The 21,208-nt window shown below is 73.0% G+C and carries 19 protein-coding genes and 1 pseudogene; 4 read left to right on the forward strand and 16 right to left on the reverse strand.

Going from position 1 to position 21,208, the window contains the following annotated elements:
• Positions 1–67: 67 nt before the first annotated feature.
• Positions 68–898: a DUF1206 domain-containing protein gene (locus ACIGW4_RS15755; protein ID WP_399580919.1), complete on the reverse strand. Its 831-nt coding sequence runs from the start codon at positions 896–898 to the stop codon at positions 68–70.
• Between the two features lie 154 nt (positions 899–1,052).
• On the opposite strand from ACIGW4_RS15755, the gene ACIGW4_RS15760 reads away from it, so the two are divergent.
• Positions 1,053–1,310: a WhiB family transcriptional regulator gene (locus tag ACIGW4_RS15760; protein ID WP_399581288.1), complete on the forward strand. Its 258-nt coding sequence runs from the start codon at positions 1,053–1,055 to the stop codon at positions 1,308–1,310.
• Positions 1,311–1,431: 121 nt separating this feature from the next.
• Here ACIGW4_RS15760 and ACIGW4_RS15765 read toward each other — a convergent pair whose 3' ends face one another.
• Together ACIGW4_RS15765 and ACIGW4_RS15770 are read right to left on the reverse strand one after the other, a co-directional pair.
• The gene (locus ACIGW4_RS15765; RefSeq protein ID WP_398709630.1) at positions 1,432–1,968 is read right to left on the reverse strand and encodes an ATP-binding protein; all 537 of its coding nucleotides are present in this window, start codon (positions 1,966–1,968) and stop codon (positions 1,432–1,434) included.
• A gap of 46 nt (positions 1,969–2,014) precedes the next feature.
• Positions 2,015–3,229: a PP2C family protein-serine/threonine phosphatase gene (locus tag ACIGW4_RS15770; protein ID WP_399580921.1), complete on the reverse strand. Its 1,215-nt coding sequence runs from the start codon at positions 3,227–3,229 to the stop codon at positions 2,015–2,017.
• Positions 3,230–3,336: 107 nt separating this feature from the next.
• Between ACIGW4_RS15770 and ACIGW4_RS15775 the strand changes: the two genes are divergently transcribed.
• Positions 3,337–3,849: a MarR family winged helix-turn-helix transcriptional regulator gene (locus tag ACIGW4_RS15775; RefSeq protein WP_123458205.1), complete on the forward strand. Its 513-nt coding sequence runs from the start codon at positions 3,337–3,339 to the stop codon at positions 3,847–3,849.
• A 118-nt stretch (positions 3,850–3,967) separates the two neighbouring features.
• Here the strand turns inward: ACIGW4_RS15775 and ACIGW4_RS15780 are convergent, their stop codons facing one another.
• The 4 genes from ACIGW4_RS15780 to ACIGW4_RS15795 form a co-directional block, all read right to left on the reverse strand.
• A complete protein-coding gene (locus ACIGW4_RS15780; protein ID WP_399580922.1) occupies positions 3,968–5,143 on the reverse strand; it encodes a PP2C family protein-serine/threonine phosphatase in 1,176 nt (391 codons plus the stop codon).
• Positions 5,144–5,223: 80 nt separating this feature from the next.
• Positions 5,224–5,592: an STAS domain-containing protein gene (locus tag ACIGW4_RS15785; protein ID WP_123458207.1), complete on the reverse strand. Its 369-nt coding sequence runs from the start codon at positions 5,590–5,592 to the stop codon at positions 5,224–5,226.
• A 53-nt stretch (positions 5,593–5,645) separates the two neighbouring features.
• Positions 5,646–8,129, reverse strand: a complete 2,484-nt coding sequence (locus ACIGW4_RS15790) for a SpoIIE family protein phosphatase (protein WP_399580924.1) — start codon at positions 8,127–8,129, stop codon at positions 5,646–5,648.
• Positions 8,130–8,249: 120 nt separating this feature from the next.
• Positions 8,250–12,023 (reverse strand): HAMP domain-containing protein, encoded by a 3,774-nt coding sequence (locus ACIGW4_RS15795; protein ID WP_398709639.1) that lies wholly within the window; start codon positions 12,021–12,023, stop codon positions 8,250–8,252.
• A gap of 287 nt (positions 12,024–12,310) precedes the next feature.
• Here ACIGW4_RS15795 and ACIGW4_RS15800 point away from each other — a divergent pair, with 287 nt between their 5' ends.
• A complete protein-coding gene (locus ACIGW4_RS15800; protein ID WP_030690924.1) occupies positions 12,311–12,538 on the forward strand; it encodes a DUF5133 domain-containing protein in 228 nt (75 codons plus the stop codon).
• Between the two features lie 112 nt (positions 12,539–12,650).
• Here ACIGW4_RS15800 and ACIGW4_RS15805 read toward each other — a convergent pair whose 3' ends face one another.
• Positions 12,651–12,812, reverse strand: a complete 162-nt coding sequence (locus ACIGW4_RS15805) for a DUF5670 family protein (RefSeq protein WP_030690925.1) — start codon at positions 12,810–12,812, stop codon at positions 12,651–12,653.
• An 82-nt stretch (positions 12,813–12,894) separates the two neighbouring features.
• A complete protein-coding gene (locus ACIGW4_RS15810) occupies positions 12,895–13,278 on the reverse strand; it encodes a hypothetical protein (RefSeq protein WP_399580928.1) in 384 nt (127 codons plus the stop codon).
• A 104-nt stretch (positions 13,279–13,382) separates the two neighbouring features.
• Between ACIGW4_RS15810 and ACIGW4_RS15815 the strand changes: the two genes are divergently transcribed.
• Positions 13,383–14,975 (forward strand): FMN-binding glutamate synthase family protein, encoded by a 1,593-nt coding sequence (locus tag ACIGW4_RS15815; protein WP_399580931.1) that lies wholly within the window; start codon positions 13,383–13,385, stop codon positions 14,973–14,975.
• A 115-nt stretch (positions 14,976–15,090) separates the two neighbouring features.
• Here the strand turns inward: ACIGW4_RS15815 and ACIGW4_RS15820 are convergent, their stop codons facing one another.
• The 7 genes and pseudogenes from ACIGW4_RS15820 to ACIGW4_RS15850 form a co-directional block, all read right to left on the reverse strand.
• Positions 15,091–15,300, reverse strand: a complete 210-nt coding sequence (locus ACIGW4_RS15820) for a hypothetical protein (RefSeq protein WP_123458212.1) — start codon at positions 15,298–15,300, stop codon at positions 15,091–15,093.
• A gap of 164 nt (positions 15,301–15,464) precedes the next feature.
• Positions 15,465–15,833, reverse strand: coding sequence for a PRC-barrel domain-containing protein (locus ACIGW4_RS15825; RefSeq protein WP_123458213.1), 369 nt, complete (start codon positions 15,831–15,833; stop codon positions 15,465–15,467).
• Between the two features lie 166 nt (positions 15,834–15,999).
• Positions 16,000–17,514: a DHA2 family efflux MFS transporter permease subunit gene (locus tag ACIGW4_RS15830; protein WP_398709645.1), complete on the reverse strand. Its 1,515-nt coding sequence runs from the start codon at positions 17,512–17,514 to the stop codon at positions 16,000–16,002.
• 138 nt (positions 17,515–17,652) lie between these two features.
• Positions 17,653–17,961 (reverse strand): annotated as a pseudogene (locus ACIGW4_RS15835) (DUF664 domain-containing protein); the annotation flags it as partial.
• Between the two features lie 18 nt (positions 17,962–17,979).
• A complete protein-coding gene (locus ACIGW4_RS15840) occupies positions 17,980–18,930 on the reverse strand; it encodes an AraC family transcriptional regulator (protein WP_359589719.1) in 951 nt (316 codons plus the stop codon).
• A gap of 120 nt (positions 18,931–19,050) precedes the next feature.
• Positions 19,051–19,590 carry a YbhB/YbcL family Raf kinase inhibitor-like protein gene (locus ACIGW4_RS15845; RefSeq protein ID WP_123458215.1) on the reverse strand — a complete coding sequence of 180 codons (540 nt, stop codon included), beginning with the start codon at positions 19,588–19,590 and terminating at the stop codon, positions 19,051–19,053.
• 158 nt (positions 19,591–19,748) lie between these two features.
• Positions 19,749–21,155, reverse strand: coding sequence for a pyridoxal phosphate-dependent decarboxylase family protein (locus ACIGW4_RS15850; protein ID WP_399580936.1), 1,407 nt, complete (start codon positions 21,153–21,155; stop codon positions 19,749–19,751).
• Positions 21,156–21,208 lie beyond the last annotated feature (53 nt).

Genomic DNA, 21,208 nt, shown 5'->3' on the forward strand with positions numbered 1-21,208 from the left:
AGGACCGCTCCCCGGAACCCTCCCGACCGGAACCCTCCCGACCTGAGCCGGACGCGACGGAGCGGGATCAGAGGTCGCGCCACTTCGCCTGGCCGAAGGAGAAGGCTCCGAAGAGGACGAGGCCGGCGGCCACGACGAGCAGCAGCCAGGGGCCCGCCGGGGTCTGCGCGAACGAACGGATCGCGTCGTCCATGCCCTTGGCCCGGCTCGGGTCGAACGCCGTCGCCGCCCGCACGCCGGAGAGCCCGAGCGCGGCGAAGACGAGGCCGCGCCCGATGCCGCCGGCCACGCCGGTCACGTCCATGAAGCGGCGCTGGTACGTCTCCAGGCGCCCCCACGCCAGGTGGTCCCGGTACTTCCGCAGGACCGCCCGGACCGCGATCCACAGCCCGGCCGCCAGAACGCCGACGGCGACCGCGCCGACCCACCAGCGGCCGCCCGGGAGTTCGAGCAGGCGGGCGGTGAGGTCCCGGCTCTGCCGGTCGGTCGAGCCCTCGCCGCTCCCCCGCTCCCCCATCGCGAAGGAGAGGACGAGGAAGGCGGAGCCGGCGTAGAAGACGCAGCGGCCGGCGGACAGGGCGCGGGTGTACACCTTGTCCCCCTTGGGTCCGGCCGCTCCGAGGACCGCCTCCGACAGGCGCCACGCCGCCATTCCCGCGAGGCCGGCGCCCAGGGCCCAGAGGAGGACGGCACCGAACGGGGTGGCCGCCAGGTGCGCGACGGCGCCTCCCCGGTCGGCCTGCTCGTCCGTCCCCGTCAGGGCGATGCGTACGGCCAGTGCCCCGACGAGCAGGTACAGCACGCCCCGTGCCGCGAAACCGGCTCGGGCGCCCGCCCGTACGGCCTCCTCGCGGACCGCTCTCCCCGCCCCGGGCATGTGGGCCTTCACTGTGGTCATGTCGGCTCGCTCCTCTCGCTCGACCTCCGGATGCCCTGTCCGTGCCGGACGAATCGCCGCCGGGCGGTTTCGGCCGCGGGCGGGCGGTGAGGCGAACGGAGACGAGTGACGACGCATGCACCAGGAGGATCACATGGACACCCGGGAGGCCCACATGGACGGCTGGCGGGCGGCGGCGGCCTGCCGCGAGGTGGACCCCGACCTGTTCTTCCCCGTGGGGGTGGGCCCCTCCGCGGTCGTCCAGGCCGACGAGGCCAAGGAGGTCTGCCGGCACTGTCCGGTGCGGGCGGAGTGCCTGCGCTGGGCCATGGACGACTCCCGTCAGGTGACGGGTGTGTGGGGCGGTCTCACCGAGAACGAGCGCCGTTCCCTCCGGCGGCGGTCGCGCCGCACGTCCGGCGAGCGGCGCTGAGGTCCGGCTGACGGCCCCGTGACGTCCCCGAGGGCTTCTCCCGGCCGGGTCCGACGCCCCTAGGGCTTCGGCCCGGCCGGTTCCGTCGCGGAGCCGGTGCGTCGCGTGGGCGCGCCTGCCGTCAGGCTCCCGCCCCGGCGTCCGACGGCAGGAGGGAGAGGAGGGCCCGGACCCGCTTGCCGTCCGGCTCCGGCTCCACGCGCACGCTCTCGCAGACGGCGACGACGATCTCGACGCCGTGCTGTCCGATCCGGCGCGGGTCGTGTCCGCGGGGTACGGGGGCGGCCGCCGCACGGTCGAACACCGAGATCTCCAGGGCGTCCTGGCGCAGTTCGAGGAGCAGGCGGCAGGGGCCGGAGGTGTGCCGGAGCGCGTTGGTCACCAGTTCGCTGACCACCAGCTTCGCCAGGTCGACGCGTTCCCGCGTCACCGGTTCCCGCCGGACGGCCGGCGCGGCCGCGAGGAAGTCGGCGGTGAAGGCACGTGCGGAACCGATCGCTCCGCCGTCGGCGGTGCTGTCGAACACGGCACTCGCGGACAGCAGGGGCTCCGGTACCGCACGCTCCGCGGTGATGGCGTCCGTCATGGCCCTGGCACTCCCCTCGTACGGATGGGCGGGCGCACTGGGCACCTCGTACTCCGCCTTTCCCCTCTTCATGGATTCCACACCGCCCGCATCGGGGATCACGCCCACCGCGGTCGTGTCAGGGGGAGAGGGACGGCGGGAGCGGGCCGCCGTCCCCCTCCGGGGCCGCACCGGATCGTCCGGCCCCGGGTCCGTGCCAGTCGAGGCAGACGACGAGGACGGCGTCCGGTACGTCGCGGGGCGTCTCCCGCAGCGCCCGGACCACGGCTCTGGGGGCGTCCGCGCAGTTCAGGCGGGCGGTCCGCGCCAGGGCGCGGGCGACGGGGCCGTCCAGCGCCTCGTTCTCCCCGCCGTGCGGGGGACCGCCCGGGTCGCAGGCGACGAAGACGAGCCGGTCGCCGGGCAGGAGGCGGAGGCGCTGCGTGGCGTAGACGGTGTCCTCGAACATGCCGAGGGGCAGCTGGCGGTCCAGTTCGATGCGCTCGGTCGTGGTTCCGCGCGTCCGCCAGAGCGTCGGCGATCCGGCGTCGACGGCCTCGGTCCCGCCGGTGGCCAGGTCGAGGCGGAGCAGGAGCGCGGCGAGCGGGCTCTTCCCCCGGTACTGGCCGTAGAGCGCCTGGTCGGTGAGGCTGGCCTGCCCCACCAGGTCGAGTCCGGCCCGTCGGGCGTTGCGGATCGCGTTGAGGGCGAGGGTGCTGACCAGGGCGGCCGGGGTGCCGGGTCCGGCGCCGTCGGCGACGACGAGGAGCAGTTCGTCCTCGGTCACGCTCCAGTCCAGGAGGTGGCCCCCCGAGGTGTAGGCGGGTTCCCAGTAGGCGTGCAGGTCGAAGGCCGGCCCGGTGCAGGACCGGCCCGGCAGGCTGTCCCACTGCATCTCCCCGGCGACGGTGAGGGCGCGCGTCCGGCGGGTGCTGCGGTACAGGTCGGTGTGGCGGTCGGCGACGCGCAGGGCGTGTCCGAGGGTCTCGGCGACGCGGCCGAGGCTCTCGACGGTCCCCGGGGTGGCGCGGTCCGGGGGCAGCAGGACCACGAGGACGCCGAGCCGGTCGCCGCGGACCGTGACGGGAAGGCAAACGGTCGCCGTGGGCCCGTCATCACGGAAAAGATATGGTTGCTGCGTGCGGAAGGCGCGACCGGCGGGCCCCGTGTCCACGGGCACGTGTCGCACCCCGGCGGGTGCCTGCACGGGCCGCACGGGGCGCAGGGACGTGAACCCGTAGTCGATGAGCAGCAGGTCGGCGCAGGACGCGGCGTACTGCTGCGCGAGACTGGTACGGAGGGAGTCCAGGAGGAGGTGTGGTGCCGCCCCGCGCAGTGCGCTTTCCACTGTCACGTGTCGATCCACCGAGTCCGTACCGCCTTCTGGAGAGATGTGGAGATGACCGGTCCGTCGGAAGGCCGACGTCCTCGGCCCCGGACGCCCGAGGAGTGTCGGCAGGCATGAACACCAACCCCGCCCCGTCCCAACGGGAGCGGCAGCAGACGACTCAGGCCGCCCGGGAGATCATCGAGCTCCTGGAGGTGCTGTGGGAGCGCGGTCGGGACATGGTGTCGCCGACGCCGGTGTCGGCGAGTCAGCTGCGCGTGCTGTACAGCCTGGACCGCGAGGAGGGGATCAGCCTCCGTACGCTGGGCGACCTGCTCGGGTCCGCGCCGCCTTCGGTGAGCCGCATGTGCGACCGGCTGGAGGCGCTGGGCTTCGTCCAGCGGCTGCCCAGTCCGGTGAGCCGGAGGCAGCTGGAGCTGCACCTGACCGTCCACGGCAAGGCGTACCTGCGGGACCTCCGGGCCCAGCGCGAGGAGGCTCTGCTCGCGGTCGTCGCCGCCATGTCGCCGACGAGCCGCAAGGCGCTGCTACGGGGGCTCATCGGGTTCCAGGAGGCACTGGGAGAGGGCGCGCCGACGGTCTCGTCACGCCCTGACACGCCGCTGAAGGACGTCAGTTCGGCCTGATTCCCGCGCGCCGCCGGCGCCGGCCGGCCGCACACTCCATGTCCTCACTGCCACTCTCCGGTCATCCTCGATGCGTTCAACCGGGCACGAGCCAGGTGTTGCCCCAAGGATACAGTTGTCACACGGCAACTGTTGACGGGGTCCCGTGCCAGTCGAGGCAGACCACGAGGGCGTCGTCCTCCAGCGGGGTGCCGCCGTGGTACGCGGCGAGCTCACGCAGCACCGCCTGCGGCACGTGCGTGGGCGGAAGCAGCCGTGTCCCGCTGAGCGCGCGGGCCAGCGCCCGCTCTCCGTAGCTCTCCCCGTCGGGCGAGACGGCGGCGTAGACCCCGTCGCTGCCGAAGAGCAGACGGTCCCCCGGGCGCACGGTGAACCGCTCGGGCACGTAGAGGCTGTCCTCGAACATGCCGAGGGGGAGCTGCGCCTCGAAGGAGACGGACTCGACGGAGTGGCCCCGCAGCCGCCACAGCCGGGGCGAACCCGCGTCCACGGCCTCCACCTCGCCGGTGGCGAGGTCGAAGCTCAGCAGGAGCACCGACACGAAGGCGCTGCCTCGGTACTGCGCGTACACGGCCTGATCGGCCAGGGCGGCCTGGTCCGCGAGGCCCAGACCGGCCCGGCGGGCGTTGCGGAGCGCGTTGATCGCCAGGTTCGTCAGCAGGGCGGCCTCGATGCCCTCCCCCATGCCGTTGGTGACGGTCAGGGTCAGCCGGCCGTCCGAGACCGACCAGTCGTAGTTGTCCCCGAAGATCGCGTAGGCGGGCTCCAGATGGGCGCCGAGGGCGAACTCGGGACGGGCGCACGAGCGGCCGGGCAGGAGCTGCCACTGCATCTCGGCCGCGAGGGTGAGCCGCGTCGCCCGCCGCGCCAGCACGTACAGGTCCGTGTCCCGCTCGGCCACCAGGATCTCGTGCCCCAGCGCCTCGCAGACCTGGGCGAGTTTGGGCAGCGCGGCCCCGACGTCGGACCCCGGGGGCAGGCCGACGGTGAGGACGCCCAGCCGGTCTCCCCGCACGGTGACGGGAAGGTGGATCAGGATCCCGTCGGGCCCGTGGGTGACGTACGGCTCCTGGGCGCCGAACGCGCGCCCCTGCGGGCTGTCGTGGATCGGGATCGACGGTGCCGCCCCGGGCGCGCGCTCGACGGGCTGGAGGGTCCGCAGCCCGTAGTCGGCCAGACGGAGCTCCACCCGCCGGGCGCCGCAGTGCTTCCGCAGGGCGTCCTCGACGACGTCCACCAGCCGGTGCGGAGCTGCCCTGCGGAGCGCCTGCTCCACGTCGGCGATCTCGTGCACGTTCTCCCGCTTCCTTCCCGTTCCCGCTTCCTTCCTGCCCTGGGCGCGGTCCCGTGCCCAGGGACCGCACCGTCCTTCGTCTACCTCGCGCCGCCGGCCGCGGCCAGCGCCTCGGCCACACCGGCGTGCGGCGGGATCGTGGTCGTCACTCCGGTGATGTCCAGGATGCGTCGCACCGGCGACGTCGGCGCGGCGAGGTACAGGTCTCCCCCGAGGGCGCGCGCCTTGTGGACCCCCCTGATCAGGACGTTCAGGCCGGAGGAGTCCATGAAGCCCAGCGCGGACAGGTCGAGGACGAGGCTGGCCCGTCCCTGCCGGAGCTGATCCGCCAGGTGGTCGTCGAGCAGCTGGGCGGTCTCCATGTCGAGTTCACCCCCCAGGGACAGCACCGCCGTGCCGGTGTCGCGGATCGTGACGTCGACGTTCAGGTTCGGTTCTCGCTCGGACATGTTCCCTGCTTTCCACGGTGGTGGGGACGGGCGGTGCGGCGGGCGGTCGGCGATCAGGTCACCTGGACACCGACCAGACACGTGTCGTCGTCCGTGTCCGACTTGCTGCGCGACAACAGCAGGTCCAGCCGGCGTTCGAGACAGTCGGCCGGCAGCTGGGCGGTGGCCAGCAGCTGGGTGACGGAGTCGTGCACGGAGGTGTCCCGCCGTTCGACGAGTCCGTCGGTGTACATCAGCACGGTGTCGCCGGGTTCGAGCCGGAGCTCCGCCTCCTCGTACTCGGCCTCGGCGAGGGCCCCGAGCAGCAGCCCCCGGAGCAGCGGCAGATCGGCCGCCCCGCTCCCCCGGACCAGCACCGGCGGGAGGTGCCCCGCCCGGGCCCAGCGCAGCGTGCGGCTCTCGGGGTCGTAGATCCCGCAGACGGCGGTGGCCGTGACATGGGCCGTGAGGTGGTGGGCGACGCTGTTCAGCCAGGACAGCAGCTGCCCCGGACCCGCGCCGGTGACGGCGAGGCCGCGCAGGGCGTTGCGCAGGACGACCATGCCGGTGGCGGCCTCCACGCCGTGGCCCGCGACGTCCCCGACGCACAGGAGCACCTTCTTGGACGGCAGCACGACGGCGTCGTACCAGTCGCCGCCGACCAGGGACTCGGTCTCGGCCGGGCGGTAGCGCACGGCGACGTCGAGCCCCGGCGCGTCGAGCGGCGGTTTGGCCGGGGGCATGATGGCGTGCTGGAGCTGGAGGGTGAGCCGGTTGCGCTCCTCCGCCTCCTCCTCCGTGGCGACGAGACGGTCGCGGGTGGCCGTGAGGGCGACCTCGGTCCAGTGCTGCGCCGAGATGTCCTGGTAGGCGCCTCGGACCGCCTGGAGCCGGTCGTCGGCGCCCAGGGCGGGTTCGGCGATCACCCGGATGTGGCGCGTGACCCCATCCCTGCGCAGCAGGCGGAAGGCCGTGGAGCCCGCCCGGCGCTGGTGCAGGACGGAGTGGAGGAAGTGCCGGATGGTGTCGGCGTCGTCGGGGTGGACGTGCGCCGCCAGGTCGCGCAGGGGGACGGGCGGTTCCGTCTTCTCCCGGCCGAAGAGGTCGAAGAGCTGGCCGTTCCAGGTGATCTCTCCGGTGAGGACGTCCTCCTCGAAGGCGCCGACGCGGCCGAGCCGCTGGGCGTGCTGCAGCAGGCTGGCGAGGCGGGCCGACTCGTCCTCGATGCGCCAGATGAGGAAGACGCTGTCCCCGTGCCGGCTGATGCTGATGTCGGCGAGCGAGGAGAGCGGCACCTGGTCCACGAGCGCGGTCAGCCGTGTCCGCCGGGAGCGGAAGGGCTCGCCCGTGGCGTAGACCCGCTCGATCTGTTCGAAGAGTTCGCTCCCGCCCGCCGTCGCGGGGTATGCCTCCAGGAGCAGTGCCCCGTCGACGGCGCTCCGGGGCCGGCCGGCCGGATCCTGGAAGTGGGCGTTGGCGTGCCGGATGCGGAAGTCGGCCAGCCTGCCCTCCTCGTCCAGGTGGGGGGTCAGGACGAGGACGGGGTCGTAGAGCCCGTCGGCGAGTTCGGCCAGTTCCAGCAGTCCGTCCCCGCCGGGGACGAGGGGACGCGTCGACACGGCCTGGGCGGGGAGCGCCTCCAGGGTGTGGGCGCAGAGCTCGGCGAGGGCCTCGATCTGGCGCTCCACGGCCTGGGGCTGGGGGTCCAGCGGGCGGGCCCAGCAGACCTCCAGGACGCCGTGGATGCGGCCGCCGGTCCCGGCGGGGACGACGACCCGGCCGCCGTCGGGGTGGCGCGTGCGTCCGATGGAGGGGATGCCGGCGGCCGCCAACGAGGGGTACCAGACCGCACGGCGGCCGGTGAGCGCCTGCCGGGCCGCGGTGGTCACGCCCGGCGGCACGTGGTGCCAGCGGGCCGCCTCCTCGGCGCCGAACCCGGCGTGGCCGCGCAGGCTCAGCGAGGCGTCCGGGCCGGTGGTCCAGATCGCCACGGCGACGGCGCCGAGGGGTTCGAGGGCGTGCGCCAGCAGCGACTCGGCCACGGACTGGGTGTCGTCCGCGCTGAGCGCCGCGCTCTCGGCCGTACGCAGGCGCACGGCGACCGAGTCGCCGGCCCCGGCGGCCGAGCCGGGGGTGCCGGGCTCGTCGGCGGTCACCCTGAGGAAGTCGCCGGCGGCCTCGGCGACCCGGTCGCGGGCCGCCTGGTTGATGATGTCCGCGGCCAGCTCCAGCTGGGAGAGCCCGGCCTGGTCGGCCAGCTCGGCGAGTTGCCGTGCCGCCCTGGCGGGGCTGCAGCCCAGGCGCTCGACGATCACGCCCTTGGCGAGTTCCACCAGGGCGCGCCCCTCGGCCGCCGCGTGCGCGGCGCGCACCTCGCCGCGCAGTCGTTCCACCGTGGCCGCCAGCCGGCCGGCCGTGAAGCGGTCCTGCGCCGACGGCCGGTCGCCGTCCACGGGTGCCTGGTCGGGGACGGCCGCCGCGATCGCCGCGGATGCCGGTGCGCCTTCCCCGTGGGGGCCGGAGTACGGTTCCCCGTCCCGGATGTGGGGGCCACTCACGTCGACGACTCCTCGGGTAGGGCGGTCTCGGCGCCGCCGGACGGACGGGGCCGGATCGCGCCGGGCGGGCGCGGTGCCCGCCGCGGGACGCGGTACGGGCCGGTGGGGGCGGCCACGGATCTATCCCTCGCTGCCACGGGACTGTCCGTCGTTCAGCCAGCGGCTGACGCAGGCGATGAGTTCGTCGGCGTCGACCGGCTTGGTCACGTAGTCGCTGGCGCCCGCGGCGAGGCTCTTCTCCCGGTCGCCCGGCATGGCCTTGGCGGTGACCGCGATGACGGGCAGTTCCGCGTACTGCGGCATCTCCCTGATCCGCGCGGTCGCCGTGTAGCCGTCCATCTCCGGCATCATCACGTCCATCAGGACCAGGTCGACGGTCGGGTGGGCGAGGAGGGCCTCGATCCCCTTCCGGCCGTTCTCGGCGTGCAGCACCGTGATGCCGTGCAGCTCCAGGATGCCGCTGAGGGCGTAGAGGTTGCGGGCGTCGTCGTCGACCACGAGGACGGTGCGGCCGCGCAGCGTGGTGTCGATGGCCTGCGGCTCCGGGGCCCAGTGCTCTCCCCGGACCAGGGGCACGACGTCGCCGGGCTGCTCCGCGGACAGGTGCAGGGCGATCCGCTCGCGCAGCTCGTCCAGGCTGGAGAGGAGTTCCAGCGGCCGTCGGCGGGCCAGCTCCTGGAGGGCGCGCTCCTGGTCGGTGGCGAGCCGGCGGTTGTTGTGGGCGAGGACGGGAACGGTGCGCAGGGCCTCGTCGCCGTCCATGGCGTCCAGGAAGCGCAGGGCGCCGCCGTCCGCCATGTCGACGTCGAGCACGACGCAGTGGAACGGCTGCGTGGCCAGGGCGGCGGCGGCCTCCTGGGGGCCGACGACCGCGATCAGCTCGATGCCCTCCTTGTCGGCGCGGCCGCCGTCGGCGTCGAGTTCCGTGAGGGCGTTCTCGGCGACGAGCGAGAGGAGCCCGCGGGGGCGCTCCTCGATGACGAGGAGGCGTCGCGTCGGCCGGGCCGAGTGCGGGGCGGGGCGCGCGGGGAGGGCTGGGGTGTCGTCCCGGTCCGGTGCCGCGGCCGGGAGGGTTGCCTGGCCGTCCGCCGCCGGATCGGCGAGGGCCGGCTGCTCCGTGAAGTCGGGGCGGGCGACGGGCAGGTAGAGGGTGAAGGTGCTGCCCTCGCCGGGCGTGCTGACGACCGTGAGGGCGCCGCCGAGCAGATAGGCGATCTCGCGGCTGATGGACAGGCCGAGTCCCGTGCCGCCGTACTTCCGGTTGGTCGTCCCGTCGGCCTGCTGGAAGGCGCCGAAGATCGCCTCCAGGTTCTCGCGGGCGATGCCGATGCCGGTGTCCGCGACCCGGAAGGCGACGACCGGGCCGCCCCGGTGGACGGTCGCCGGGAGTTCGTCGTCCGACGCCGGTTCGATGCGGAGTTCGACGCTGCCGTGCTCGGTGAACTTGACCGCGTTGGACAGCAGGTTCCGCAGCACCTGCCGGAGCCGGGAGTCGTCGGTGACCAGGTCGACGGGGACGCCCGCGGCGGTGGAGACCGTGAAGGCGAGGCTCTTCTGCGAGGTGAGGGGGCGGAAGGTGGCCTCGACGTAGTCGAGGAGCTTGCGCAGCGCCACGCGCTCCGGGTTGAGGTCCATCTTCCCGGCCTCCACCTTGGACAGGTCGAGGATGTCGTTGATCAGTTGCAGCAGGTCCGATCCGGCCGAGTGGATGATGCCGGCGTACTCCACCTGCTTGGCCGTGAGGTTGCGGGTCGGGTTCTGGGCCAGCAGCTGGGCCAGGATCAGGAGGCTGTTGAGCGGGGTGCGCAGTTCGTGGCTCATGTTGGCCAGGAACTCGGACTTGTACTTCGAGGCGAGCGCGAGCTGCTGGGCGCGGTCCTCGAGTTCCTGCCGGGCCTGCTCGATCTGCAGGTTCTTGGCCTCGATGTCGCGGTTCTGCGTCGCGAGGAGGGCCGCCTTCTCCTCCAGTTCGGCGTTGGAGCGCTGGAGTTCCTCCTGCCGCGCCTGGAGCTCCTCGGTGCGCGAGCGCAGTTCGGCCGCCAGCCGCTGGGACTCGTCCAGGAGTTCGTCGGTACGGGCGTTGGCGACGATCGTGCTGAGGTTGACGCCCACCGTCTCCATGAGCTGCTCCAGGAAGTCCCGGTGCACGGAGGTGAAGGGGCTGAAGGACATCAGCTCGATGACGCCGAGCACCTGGTCCTCGACGACGATCGGCAGCACCACCAGGCTGCCCCGGGTCGTCCGGCCGAGGCCCGAGGAGATGGCGACGTAGTCGGCGGGGACGTTCTCGGCCGCGATGGTGCGGCGGCTGCGGGCGGCCTGTCCGACGAGCGACTCGCCCAGCCGGAAGCGGTCCTTGCCCCCGTCGCCGGCGGGCCGGCCGTAGGAGCCGACGAGCCCTAGCTCGATGCCGTCCTCCCCCTCTTCCGCCAGGTAGAACGCGCCGTACTGGGCGGCCACGAGCGGGGTCAGCTCGTCCATGACGAGTTCGGCGACGACGGCCAGGTCGCGGGGGCCCTGCATCAGGGCGGAGATCCGCGCCAGACTGGACTTCAGCCAGTCCTGTTCCTGGTTGGCCCGCGTCGTCTCGCGCAGCGAGCCGACCATCGCGTTGATGTTGTCCTTGAGCTCGGCCACCTCGCCCGAGGCCTCGACGGTGATCGAGCGGGTCAGGTCGCCCTCGGCGACGGCGCTGGCGACCTCGGCGATGGCGCGAACCTGTCGGGTGAGGTTCCCGGCGAGTTCGTTGACGTTCTCGGTGAGCCGCTTCCAGGTCCCGGAGACGCCCTCCACCTCCGCCTGTCCCCCGAGCCGGCCCTCGCTGCCGACCTCGCGGGCCACGCGGGTCACCTCGGCGGCGAACGAGGACAGCTGGTCCACCATCGTGTTGATGGTGGTCTTCAGCGCCAGGATCTCGCCGCGGGCGTCCACGTCGATCTTCTTGGAGAGGTCGCCGTTGGCGACGGCGGTGGTGACCTGGGCGATGTTCCGGACCTGGCCGGTCAGGTTGCTCGCCATGGAGTTGACGTTGTCGGTGAGGTCCTTCCAGGTGCCGGCCACGTTCGGCACCCGGGCCTGGCCGCCGAGGCGGCCCTCGGTGCCCACCTCGCGGGCGACGCGGGTCACCTCGTCGGCGAAGGAGGAGAGCTGGTCCACCATCGTGTTGATGGTGTTCTTGAGCTCCAGGATCTCGCCGCGGGCGTCCACGGAGACCTTCTTCGACAGGTCGCCGTAGGCCACCGCGGTGGCGACGTGGGCGATCGCCCTCACCTGCGCGGTGAGGTTGCCGGCCATGGAGTTGACGGAGTCGGTCAGGTCGCGCCAGGTGCCGGAGACCCCCTGCACCTCGGCCTGACCGCCCAGCCGGCCCTCGGTGCCCACGTCCCGGGCCACCCGGGTCACCTGCTCCGCGAAGTTCGAGAGCTGGTCCACCATCGTGTTGATGGTGTTCTTGAGCTCCAGGATCTCGCCGCGGGCGTCCACGTCGATCTTCTGGGAGAGGTCTCCCTTGGCGACGGCGGTGGCCACCTGGGCGATGTCGCGGACCTGGGTGGTGAGGTTGCCGGCCATGGCGTTGACCGAGTCGGTCAGATCGGCCCAGGAGCCGGAGACGCCGGGCACCACGGCCTGCCCGCCCAGCGTCCCTTCCGTGCCGACCTCGCGCGCCACCCGCGTCACCTCGGAGGTGAACAGGGAGAGCTGGTCGACCATCCCGTTGAAGACCGTGGAGATCTCGCCCATCAGGCCGCCCGCCTCGTCGGGCAGGCGGGTGCCGAAGTCACCGTCCCGCACCGCCGTGAGGCCGGCCAGGAGCTGTCGGAGCTCGGGCTCTGCCACTGCGCCCGGCTCCGGCCGCTCCTCGATCGAGGAGCCCTTGATCGTCGTCTCAGACATGCCCCATCCTCGTTCGCCTTCAGGCATCTGTTCACGGGCCGTTCGGTCGCGTTCACACGGCGTACCACCCGCGCTCCCACGACGGCTCCGGCCTCGACCGTTGCCGCACGGCAATGATGACGACCCTACCCTTCCGTGATCGACAGGAGGAGGGCGGTGCCGCGTCAGGCGGCTGGAACACGCCGTCGAGCGGCTTTCGACCGCCCTCCCGGCATAGGACTCCGGAGCCCGGGTACACGGCGCGTCGAGCCGGGCGGTCGACGCCCTGACGACGAAGGGAGCACCACGTGCTGATGGCCCATCCCGCGGTTCTGCGCAATCTCATCGAGCAGTACGAGACGCTCGAGGTACTCCGGGCGGAGAACGGCAGCGACGAGGTGCGGCGGCGCATGGACGACCTGGCGTACACCCTGTGCGTCTCCACCGGTACGCGCGACGTGGACGCGGCGCTGATCGCGGCCCGCCACCGGCTGCCGGGCGCGCGCCCCGAGGACGACTCCGTGCTGACCGCCTGAGCGCGTGGACGAGCCCGGCACCCTCCTTCCGGAAGGTGCCGGGCTCGCTCATGCCGGGTGCGCGCCCACCGGGTGCGCGCCCACCGGGTGGGCGCGCACCGTGGGCGGCCGGCTACCAGCGGTACCAGCGGCCCGTGCTCCCCTTCGGCCGGGCCACGAAGCCCAGCAGCCACAGGACGAGCACGATCACGGCGATCCACCAGAGCGCCTTGACCGCGAAGCCGAAGCCGAAGAGGAGCAGGGCGAGAAGAAGAACCAGCAGCAGGGGAACCATGCGTATGACCTCCTGGGACGACACGTACTCATGAACAGTCGGACGGCGTGTACGGACGGACGGGCGGGAATCCCGCCGTCCCTCAGAAGCGGCGTTCGAAGAACCGGGCCGCCGGGCCCCGGCCGCGTCGCCCGGCCCGGTGGCCCAGCGCGTACGCGGCGGTGATCGCGGCCGTCGCGCTCACGGCACCGGCCGTCACCGCCGTGAGCGAGCGGACGGCGCTCCACGACCCGTCCCCGGCGCCACGGGCCGCCGGCGCGGCCGCACGGGCCTCCTCGGCGGGCGGGAGCGGAAGGAACAGGAGCTCCCCCATGGTCACCGGGCCGCGTGTCCCCGCGGTGCCCGTGCGCCCCTCCCCCGCCGACCCGGCGCGGTCCGCGCCGCGCGGCGTGCCGGCACGGTCGGACGCGAGGTGCGGGCCGAACCGGCGGGACGGGTTCTGTCCACTCTTCTCCGAAGCACTCATGAGGCTCGTCTCGCCGGACCCGCCCGTCGCAAACCTCCTCCGGCACGCCGGGCGCCCTCCCCGCGGCGCGCTTGGCCCGGCGGATCCGGGACAGACGGCCCCGCATGCTGACGCTTCTTCTCGTGGGCCTCCCGGTCGTCACCGCCCTCGCCACCGGCCTCCTGGCCGTCCTGTTGTCCCCGTGGTGGTGGTGCGCTGCGGGCCCCGCTCTCCTGCTCGCCGCGGTGGCGTCCTACGACCTGCTCCAGCGGCGTCACTCGATCCTGCGCAACTATCCGCTCCTGGGACACCTGCGGTTCGCGATGGAGGGGATCCGTCCCGAGGTGCAGCAGTACTTCGTCGAGCGGAACGTCGACGGAGCGCCCTTCGACCGGGACACGCGCTCCATCGTCTACGAACGGGCCAAGGGGACCGACGCCGAGGACCCCTTCGGGACGGAGCTGGAGCTGGACCGGCCGGGCACCGACCACCTCGTCCCCTCCATGGCCCCGTGCCCGGTGCCCACGCGGCCGCCCCGGGTGCGGATCGGCGGACCCGACTGCGCCAGGCCCTACGACATGGCCCTGCTCAACGTGTCCGCGATGAGTTTCGGCTCCCTGTCGGACCGGGCGGTCCGCGCCCTGAACGAGGGCGCCCGGCGCGGTGGCTTCGCCCACGACACCGGCGAGGGCGGGATCTCGGAGCACCACCTGGCCCCCGGCGGGGACCTCGTCTGGGAGATCGGCACGGGCTACTTCGGCTGCCGCACGGAGGACGGCGACTTCGATCCGCGGCGGTTCGCCGAGAAGGCCGCCCTCGACCAGGTCGCCTGCGTCCTGCTGAAGATCAGTCAGGGGGCCAAGCCCGGCATCGGGGGCGTGCTGCCCGGGTCCAAGGTCAGCCGGGAGATCGCCGCGGTCCGGGGCGTCCCCGAGGGCCGCACCGTGATCTCCCCGCCGTACCACCGCGTCTACCGGACGCCGAGGGAGCTGGTGCGCTTCGTGGGCCGGATGCGGGAGCTCGCCGGGGGCAAGCCGGTCGGGTTCAAGCTGTGCGTCGGATCGCGCCGCGAGTTCCTCGCCGTCTGCAAGGCGATGCTGGAGGAGGACGTCACGCCCGACTTCATCGTCGTCGACGGGGCCGAGGGCGGTACCGGGGCCGCGCCGCTGGAGTTCGCGGACGCCGTCGGGCTCCCCCTCACCGAAGGGCTGACGACGGTCCACCGGTCCCTCGTCGGCACGGGACTGCGCGACCGGATCCGGATCGGCGCCTCCGGCAAGGTCGCCACCGGCAGCGACATCGTCAAGCGGCTGATCCAGGGCGCCGACTACACCAACTCCGCCCGGGCCATGATGTTCGCCCTCGGATGCGTCCAGGCCCAGCGCTGCCACACCAACACCTGCCCCGTCGGGGTCGCCACCCAGGACCGCCGGCGCGCCCGGGCGCTGGACGTCGAGGACAAGGCGCGCCGGGTCCAGCGCTTCCAGGAGGCGACCGTCAAGAGCGCCCTGCAGATCATGGCCGCCATGGGCGTCGACGATCCGAGCGGCCTGACGCCCGAGATGCTGCTGCGCCGGGTCGGCCCGGACACCGTCCGGGCCCACGCCGACCTGTACGCGCCGCTCGCGTCCGGGCAGCTCCTCTCGTCGGCGTCGGTGCCGCCGTCATGGGCGGACGACTGGAAGGCGGCCCACCCGGACCGGTTCACCCCCCGGTGAACCGGTCGTCACCCTTCGTGACGTGCGTGGCCCTTCGGACATGCGGGGAAGGAGGCCCCACGGCCCGCCCGCAGGGGGCGGGCCGCGTGTCCCGGGGCCGGGGCCCGCCGTCCGTTCAGTCGTTCTCGTGACCCGTTCCGCCCGCCCGCCGCCTCGCGTCCTCCTGCGCGCTTCGGCTGGGGGAAAGGGCGTCGGCCGCCTCGCCGTCCCGGCCGCCGTCCTCCCTCGGATCCGTCTCCGTCTCCTCGATCTCCTGGAGGACTTCCTCGACGGCGGTCTTCGGACGGCCCCCGTCCTGCGCCGCGTCACGGTTCTTCTGGGACATGTCTCTCCTCCTCGTCCTTTTGCTTGCACCCCACCGGCTACCCTCCGGCCCGTGATTGATCCCGGCCGCTCCCGACCGTTCGCCCCGGGCCGGGGAAAGCACGAGGGGAGGGCCCGAACTCGACGAGTTCGGGCCCTCCCCTCGTACCGGCTGTCACACCGGCTTCAGATCATCCGGCCCCCGAAAGGGCCGCCCAGTCCGTAGTAGGTGCCCAGTTCCTGACGGTATCCGGGGTCGCCGAGGTGCTTCTCGCGGTGGAACTCGGGAGCGTCCTTGATCTGCTCCTTCGTCCGGTCGACGAAGATCTTCCGCTCGTCCAGGTCGATGCGGACCACGGTGGAGGCCGGCAGGAGGACCTCCTTGCCGAAGATCCAGACTCCGGTGTCCACGACCAGGTAGGCGTCGTCGACCTCGTCGGAGTGCTTGTCCACCTTCCCGATGCCGCCGTCGATCGCCTCGACCTTATAGCCGGTCAGATCGGTGCCGGCCAGGTGGCCGGCGGTCGACTTGTAGCTCCACACGTGCTCGGTCACGCGAAAACAACTCCTTCGGTGGACGAGGACGGCCGCCGACATCGCGGCCGTCCCTCTCTTCGGGGTGTCTCACCACGGGCTCGGCCCGCTTGAGCTCCGCCTGCCCCGGCCTCGACGACCCATGCCCCCGGAAACCGGGCTCCGGGCCGCGGTGCGCCGACCGAGGTCAGTGGGCGGGTGACTGGGCGGACTTGTCCAGGGGGCCGCCCTCGTCCTGGGCCTCCGGCTCGGCGGGCTGCGGCGGGGCGGGCGGGGTGCGGACCAGCAGCGCGACCAGCACGGTCAGTCCGCCGATCACGGCGCCGACGCCGAATCCCCACCGGATGCCCGTCGCCAGGGCGCCGGTGGTGTCGGCGCCGCCGGCCGCCGCCGTGGCGGCGTGGGCCGACATGACGCTGATGACCAGGGCGGTGCCGGCGGCGGCCGCGACCTGCTGGAGCGAGCCCAGGATGGCGGAGCCGTGGGGGTAGAGGTGCGGTGGCAGTACGGAGAGGCCCGAGGTGAAGACGGGGGTGAACACGAACGCCATGCCGGCGCTCAGAGCCACGTGGAGGGCGAGGACCAGCCACGGCGAGGTCTGTTCGCCCGCCAGGGCGAACAGGGCGAGACAGACCGCTGTGAGCGCGGCCCCGGGCACGACCAGGCGTGGTGCGCCGAGCCGGTCGTAGAGCTTGCCGACCTGCGGTCCGAGCAGGCCCATGGTCAGGCCGCCGGGGATGAGGAGCAGCCCGGTCTGCAGCGAGGTCAGGCCGGCCACCTCCTGCAGGTAGATCGGCAGCAGGATGAACCCGCCCATGAGGGCCATGAAGGACAGGCACATCAGGCCGAGTGCCACGGAGAAGTGCCGGTACGTCAGGGTGCGGAGGTCGAGCAGCGGTGTGGAGGAACGCTGGAGCGCCAGCTGCCGCCACGCGAACAGGCCCACCAGCACGCCGCCGGCCACGGTCGTGACCACCGGGGGTACGGGGGCCTGGGCCGAGCCCTCGGCGCCGAGTCCGCTCAGGCCGTAGACGAGGGCGCCGAAGCCCGTCGCCGCCAGGGGGACGGACAGCCAGTCGATGGGGCCGGCCTGCGGCTCGCCGATGTTGACCAGTTGGCGCCGGCCGAAGAGGGCCATGGCTCCGGCGATGGGCAGCACGGCCAGGAACAGCAGGCGCCACGTCCCCAGTTGCAGCAGCACGCCGGAGGCCGCGGGGCCGAGGGCGGGCGCGACGGAGATGACGAGGGTGATGTTCCCCATGACCCGGCCGCGGTCGTGCGGGGGCACGAGGGTCATCAGCGTCGTCATGAGCAGCGGCATCATGACGGCGGTGCCGCCGGCCTGGATGACACGGGCGGCCAGCAGCACGGGGAAGGCGGGCGCGGCCGCGGCCAGCGCCGTGCCGGCGAGGAAGAGCGCCATGGCGAGGCCGAAGGCGGTCCGGGTCGTCACGCGCTGGAGGAACCAGCCCGTCACCGGGATGACGACGGCCATGGTGAGCATGAAGGAGGTGGACAGCCATCCCGCGGCCGACGCGGTGACCTCGAATTCGCGCATGAGCCGGGGGATCGCGTTGACCATGATCGTCTCGTTGAGGAGGACGACGAAGGTGGACAGCACGAGGATCCGCAGCACGGCGGTGACGCGGGCGGCGGGGAGGGTGGGCGGCGCGTGGGGTGCGAGCATGGTGCCTTCCGTCATGTGAGTGTCCTCCGCTCGGGGCGGGTCACTCTGACGGACCGCAACGCCGGGAAGAACTCATCGGTGTTCCCCCGATCCTCCCGTCGCCACCGCAGGGGCTCAACCCATTTACGACACGGTCTGGTAGCCGGTCGTGCCGTCGAGCAGCTGCGTGAGCGGGAAGTCGACGGCGATGCGCATCTCGCGGTCGGGGTCCTCCTCCGTCCAGGGGCCCTGGTCCTCCTCGCCGAGGAAGACCACCTGGAACCAGTGGTACTCGACCCAGCGGAGGTGGTTGACCACTCCGCTCATGGTCATCAGCGGCGAGCCCGGCAGGAGCGCCCTGCGCGCGTCCTCCGCGGAGACGCCCTCGCACTTGGCGCGGGCGGTGTCACGGGCGTAGTCGAGGAACGTGGTGAGCTGGGTGCGCTCGTCCCACGCGGGCGGCGTGTCGTCGATTCCGGTCATCGCGCGAAGCGTCCCCGATCACCCCGACCGGTGTCGGGGCGATTGTCGACGGGTCCGGCGGGACACACGCTCCTCGAGCGCGACGGCGGTCGCGCGGTCGGCGCTGTCGCGCGTGCGGGCGGCGTCGACGCTCGGTGGCACGCCGAACTGGCGCTTGTACTCCCGGCTGAACTGCGAGGGGCTGTCGTACCCCACCCGGTGGCCGACGCCGGTCACGTCGTGCGGACGGTTGGTCAGCAGGAGCCGCGCCGCCTGAAGTCGGATCTGCTTCTGGAACTGGATGGGGCTCATCGCCGTCACCGACTGGAAGTTCCGGTGGAACGCGGAGACGCTCATCCCGGACGAGCGGGCCAGGTCCTCCACCCGGAAGGCCTCGGTGTAGTGGTCCCGGATCCAGTCGACCGCCCGGGTGATGTGGTGCAGGCTGCTGTCCGCGAGGCCCAGTTGGCGGACCGCTTCGCCCTGTTCCCCCGTCATCAGCAGCCACAGGATCTCCCGCTTGACCAGGGGGACCAGCACCCGGCGGTCACGCGGCCGGTCCAGCAGGCGGAGCAGGCGGACGATCGCGTCGGTCAGTTCCGCCGGGGCCCCGCTGACCATGATCCCCGGCCGGGGCGACCCGGTCGGTCGCGGCAGGTCGCCCGGCCCGGCCCGGAGCAGCAACTCCGCGATGACGGCGGGCTCCAGCGTCATCCCGAAGCCCAGTTGCCGGCCGCCGGGCGCGACGCGTCCGGTCACCGGCAGATCGGCCGAGGTGATCAGGTACTGACCGACCCCGTACTCGTACACCCGCTCGCCGAGCGCGAGCCGTTTGCCGCCCTGGGCGATGACGGCCAGCATCACGCCGGACATCGCGTACTCCGGCTCGGCGCCCGGGTCGGCCCGGCAGATCCGGACGCCGTCGATGGCCGTGGTCTGGTCGGGGCGCGCGTGCCGCTCCAGCAGGTCACGCAGCTCGTCGAGGGACATGCGCCCATCCCATCACGGGCCGGCACGTTCCTCTCCGCGGGAGAGAGGATCGTGCAAGAACGCGCGAAGATCGTGCGGGTGTCCCACGAAGCCCGTCGGCCGCTCCCGTCCCGTGGGCGCCTACTCTCCCGTGTTCTCGTACGTGGCGATCAGCCGCCCCCGGGCGAGGGCGTGGAACCGGAGGTGGAAGCCGACGAGTGCCGGCGACGCGTCCGCGTCCGGTCCCAGCTTCTCCCGGTCCACGGCGTACACCGTGAACACGTAGCGGTGCGGACCGTCCCCCGGCGGCGGCGCGGCTCCGCCGAAGTCCCTGTCGCCGTAGTCGTTCCGGGCCTGCAGGGCGCCCTCGGGCAGCCCTTCGAAGGTCCCGGTCCCCGCTCCGGCCGGCAGTTCGGTGACGTCCGCCGGGATGTCGAAGACCGTCCAGTGCCAGAACCCGCTGCCGGTCGGCGCGTCCGGGTCGTAGCAGGTGACCGCGTAGCCACGGGTGCCCGCCGGCCCCGCCGACCAGCTCAGCTGCGGCGAGGAGTTCCCCTTGGCGTACACCTGCGCGTCCGGCAGGATCCCGCCGTCCGTCAGGTCCTGGCTGTCGACCGCCAGTTCGGGCACCGGCGGGTGAAAATCGTGCGGCAGCGGGCGTCGATTCGTCGGGTCGCTCATTCCTGATCCCTTTTCGTGCTCTCGATGGAATCGCCCGAACGGGCGTGATCGGCATCTGACCACGCACCGGGTGACGGCGACCCGCCGGAGAGAGCATCATGCAAGGGGTCGCCACCTTTGTGAACGTGCCCCCGGAGTCCCGCGACCGCAAGGGGGTGTTACGGCCGCTCCGGCGCACCGGGGCCGTGGCCGGGTTCGTCGGCGAGGGAGGCGATGATCGCCCGGACCGTCTCCTCGGTGATCCCCGGGTGCAGGAACGCCAGACGGGCGACGGTCTCGCCCTCCCAGACGCTGGGGGTGACGAACGCGAGGCCGGAGGCGAGGAGGCGCTTGGACCACGCGTAGTAGTCCTCGGGCCCCCAGCCGGTGCGGCGGATCAGGACGACCGTCAGCTCGGGCTCGCGGAGCAGGTCGAGGTTGTCGGTCGCCTCGACGAGTCGGGCGGTGTACCGGGCGATCTCGGCGCCCCGCGCCACGGCGTCGCGGTAGGCGTCGGTGCCGTGGACGGCGAGCGAGAACCACAGGGGCAGGCCGCGCGGGCGCCGGGTGAGGTGGTAGGCGTAGTCGCTGGGGTTCCAGTCGGCGTCGTGGTCGGCGCCGTCCGCACCGTGGATCGCGTCGAGGTAGGACGCGTCCTGGGTGTGCACGGCGCGTGCGAGGTGCGGCTCCCGGTACAGGAGGGCCCCGCAGTCGAACGGCGCGAACATCCACTTGTGCGGGTCGACGACGAGCGAGTCGGCGTGCTCGATGCCGCGCAGGCGCGCTCGGAGCTCCGGCACGAAGAGGGCGGCCCCGCCGTAGGCGGCGTCTATGTGCAGCCACAGGTCGTGGGCCCGGGCCTGCTCCGCGACGCCGTCGAGGTCGTCGACGATGCCGGCGTTGGTGGTGCCGGCGGTGGCGACGACGGCCACGACGGGGGCACCGCCGTCGGCCGAGGCCGTCCCGAGCGCCGCGGCGAGGGCCGTGCCGGTGAGCCGGTGGTCCGAGGTCGGCACGACGAGCGGTTCGACGCCGATGATCCGCAGGGTGTTGCCGACGGAGGAATGGACCTGGTCGCTCACGGCGATCCGGACGGGTGCCGTCGCGGTCAGGCCGAGGCGGCGCCTGCCGGTGTCGCGGGCCACGATCAGGGCGGAGAGGTTGCCGGCCGAACCGCCGCTGACGAAGCACCCTCCGGCGCCCTGCGGCATCCCCGCCAGGTCGGCGAAGAGGCGCAGGACCTGGTTCTCCGCGGCGACGGCGCCCGAGGCCTCCAGCCAGGACACGCCGTGGAGGGAGGAGGCCGAGAGGACCATGTCGAACAGGGCGGCGGCCTTCGTCGGGGCGCCGGGGACGAACGCGAGGAAGGCGGGGTGGTCGCAGGAGACGACCGTCGGCTCCAGCGCGTCCGTGTAGGTCCGCAGCACGTCGGCCGGGCGGCGCGGCCCCGTGCCGATGGCGTCCTTGAGCGCCAGGGCGAGCTCCTCGTGCTCCCCGAGCCGGCCCAGCGGCGGAGGGTCGAGGCGGAGCCGGTCGAGAAGATGGCCCATGACCTGCTGGGTGAGGTCCTCATCGTAAGCGTGCACGGCGGGCTCCTGGGGGAACGAGCGACTAATTGGATCCAGCATGGATCCAATTA

It is taken from the genome of Streptomyces sp. NPDC053513 (assembly GCF_044544765.1).
Taxonomy (GTDB): domain Bacteria; phylum Actinomycetota; class Actinomycetes; order Streptomycetales; family Streptomycetaceae; genus Streptomyces; species Streptomyces litmocidini.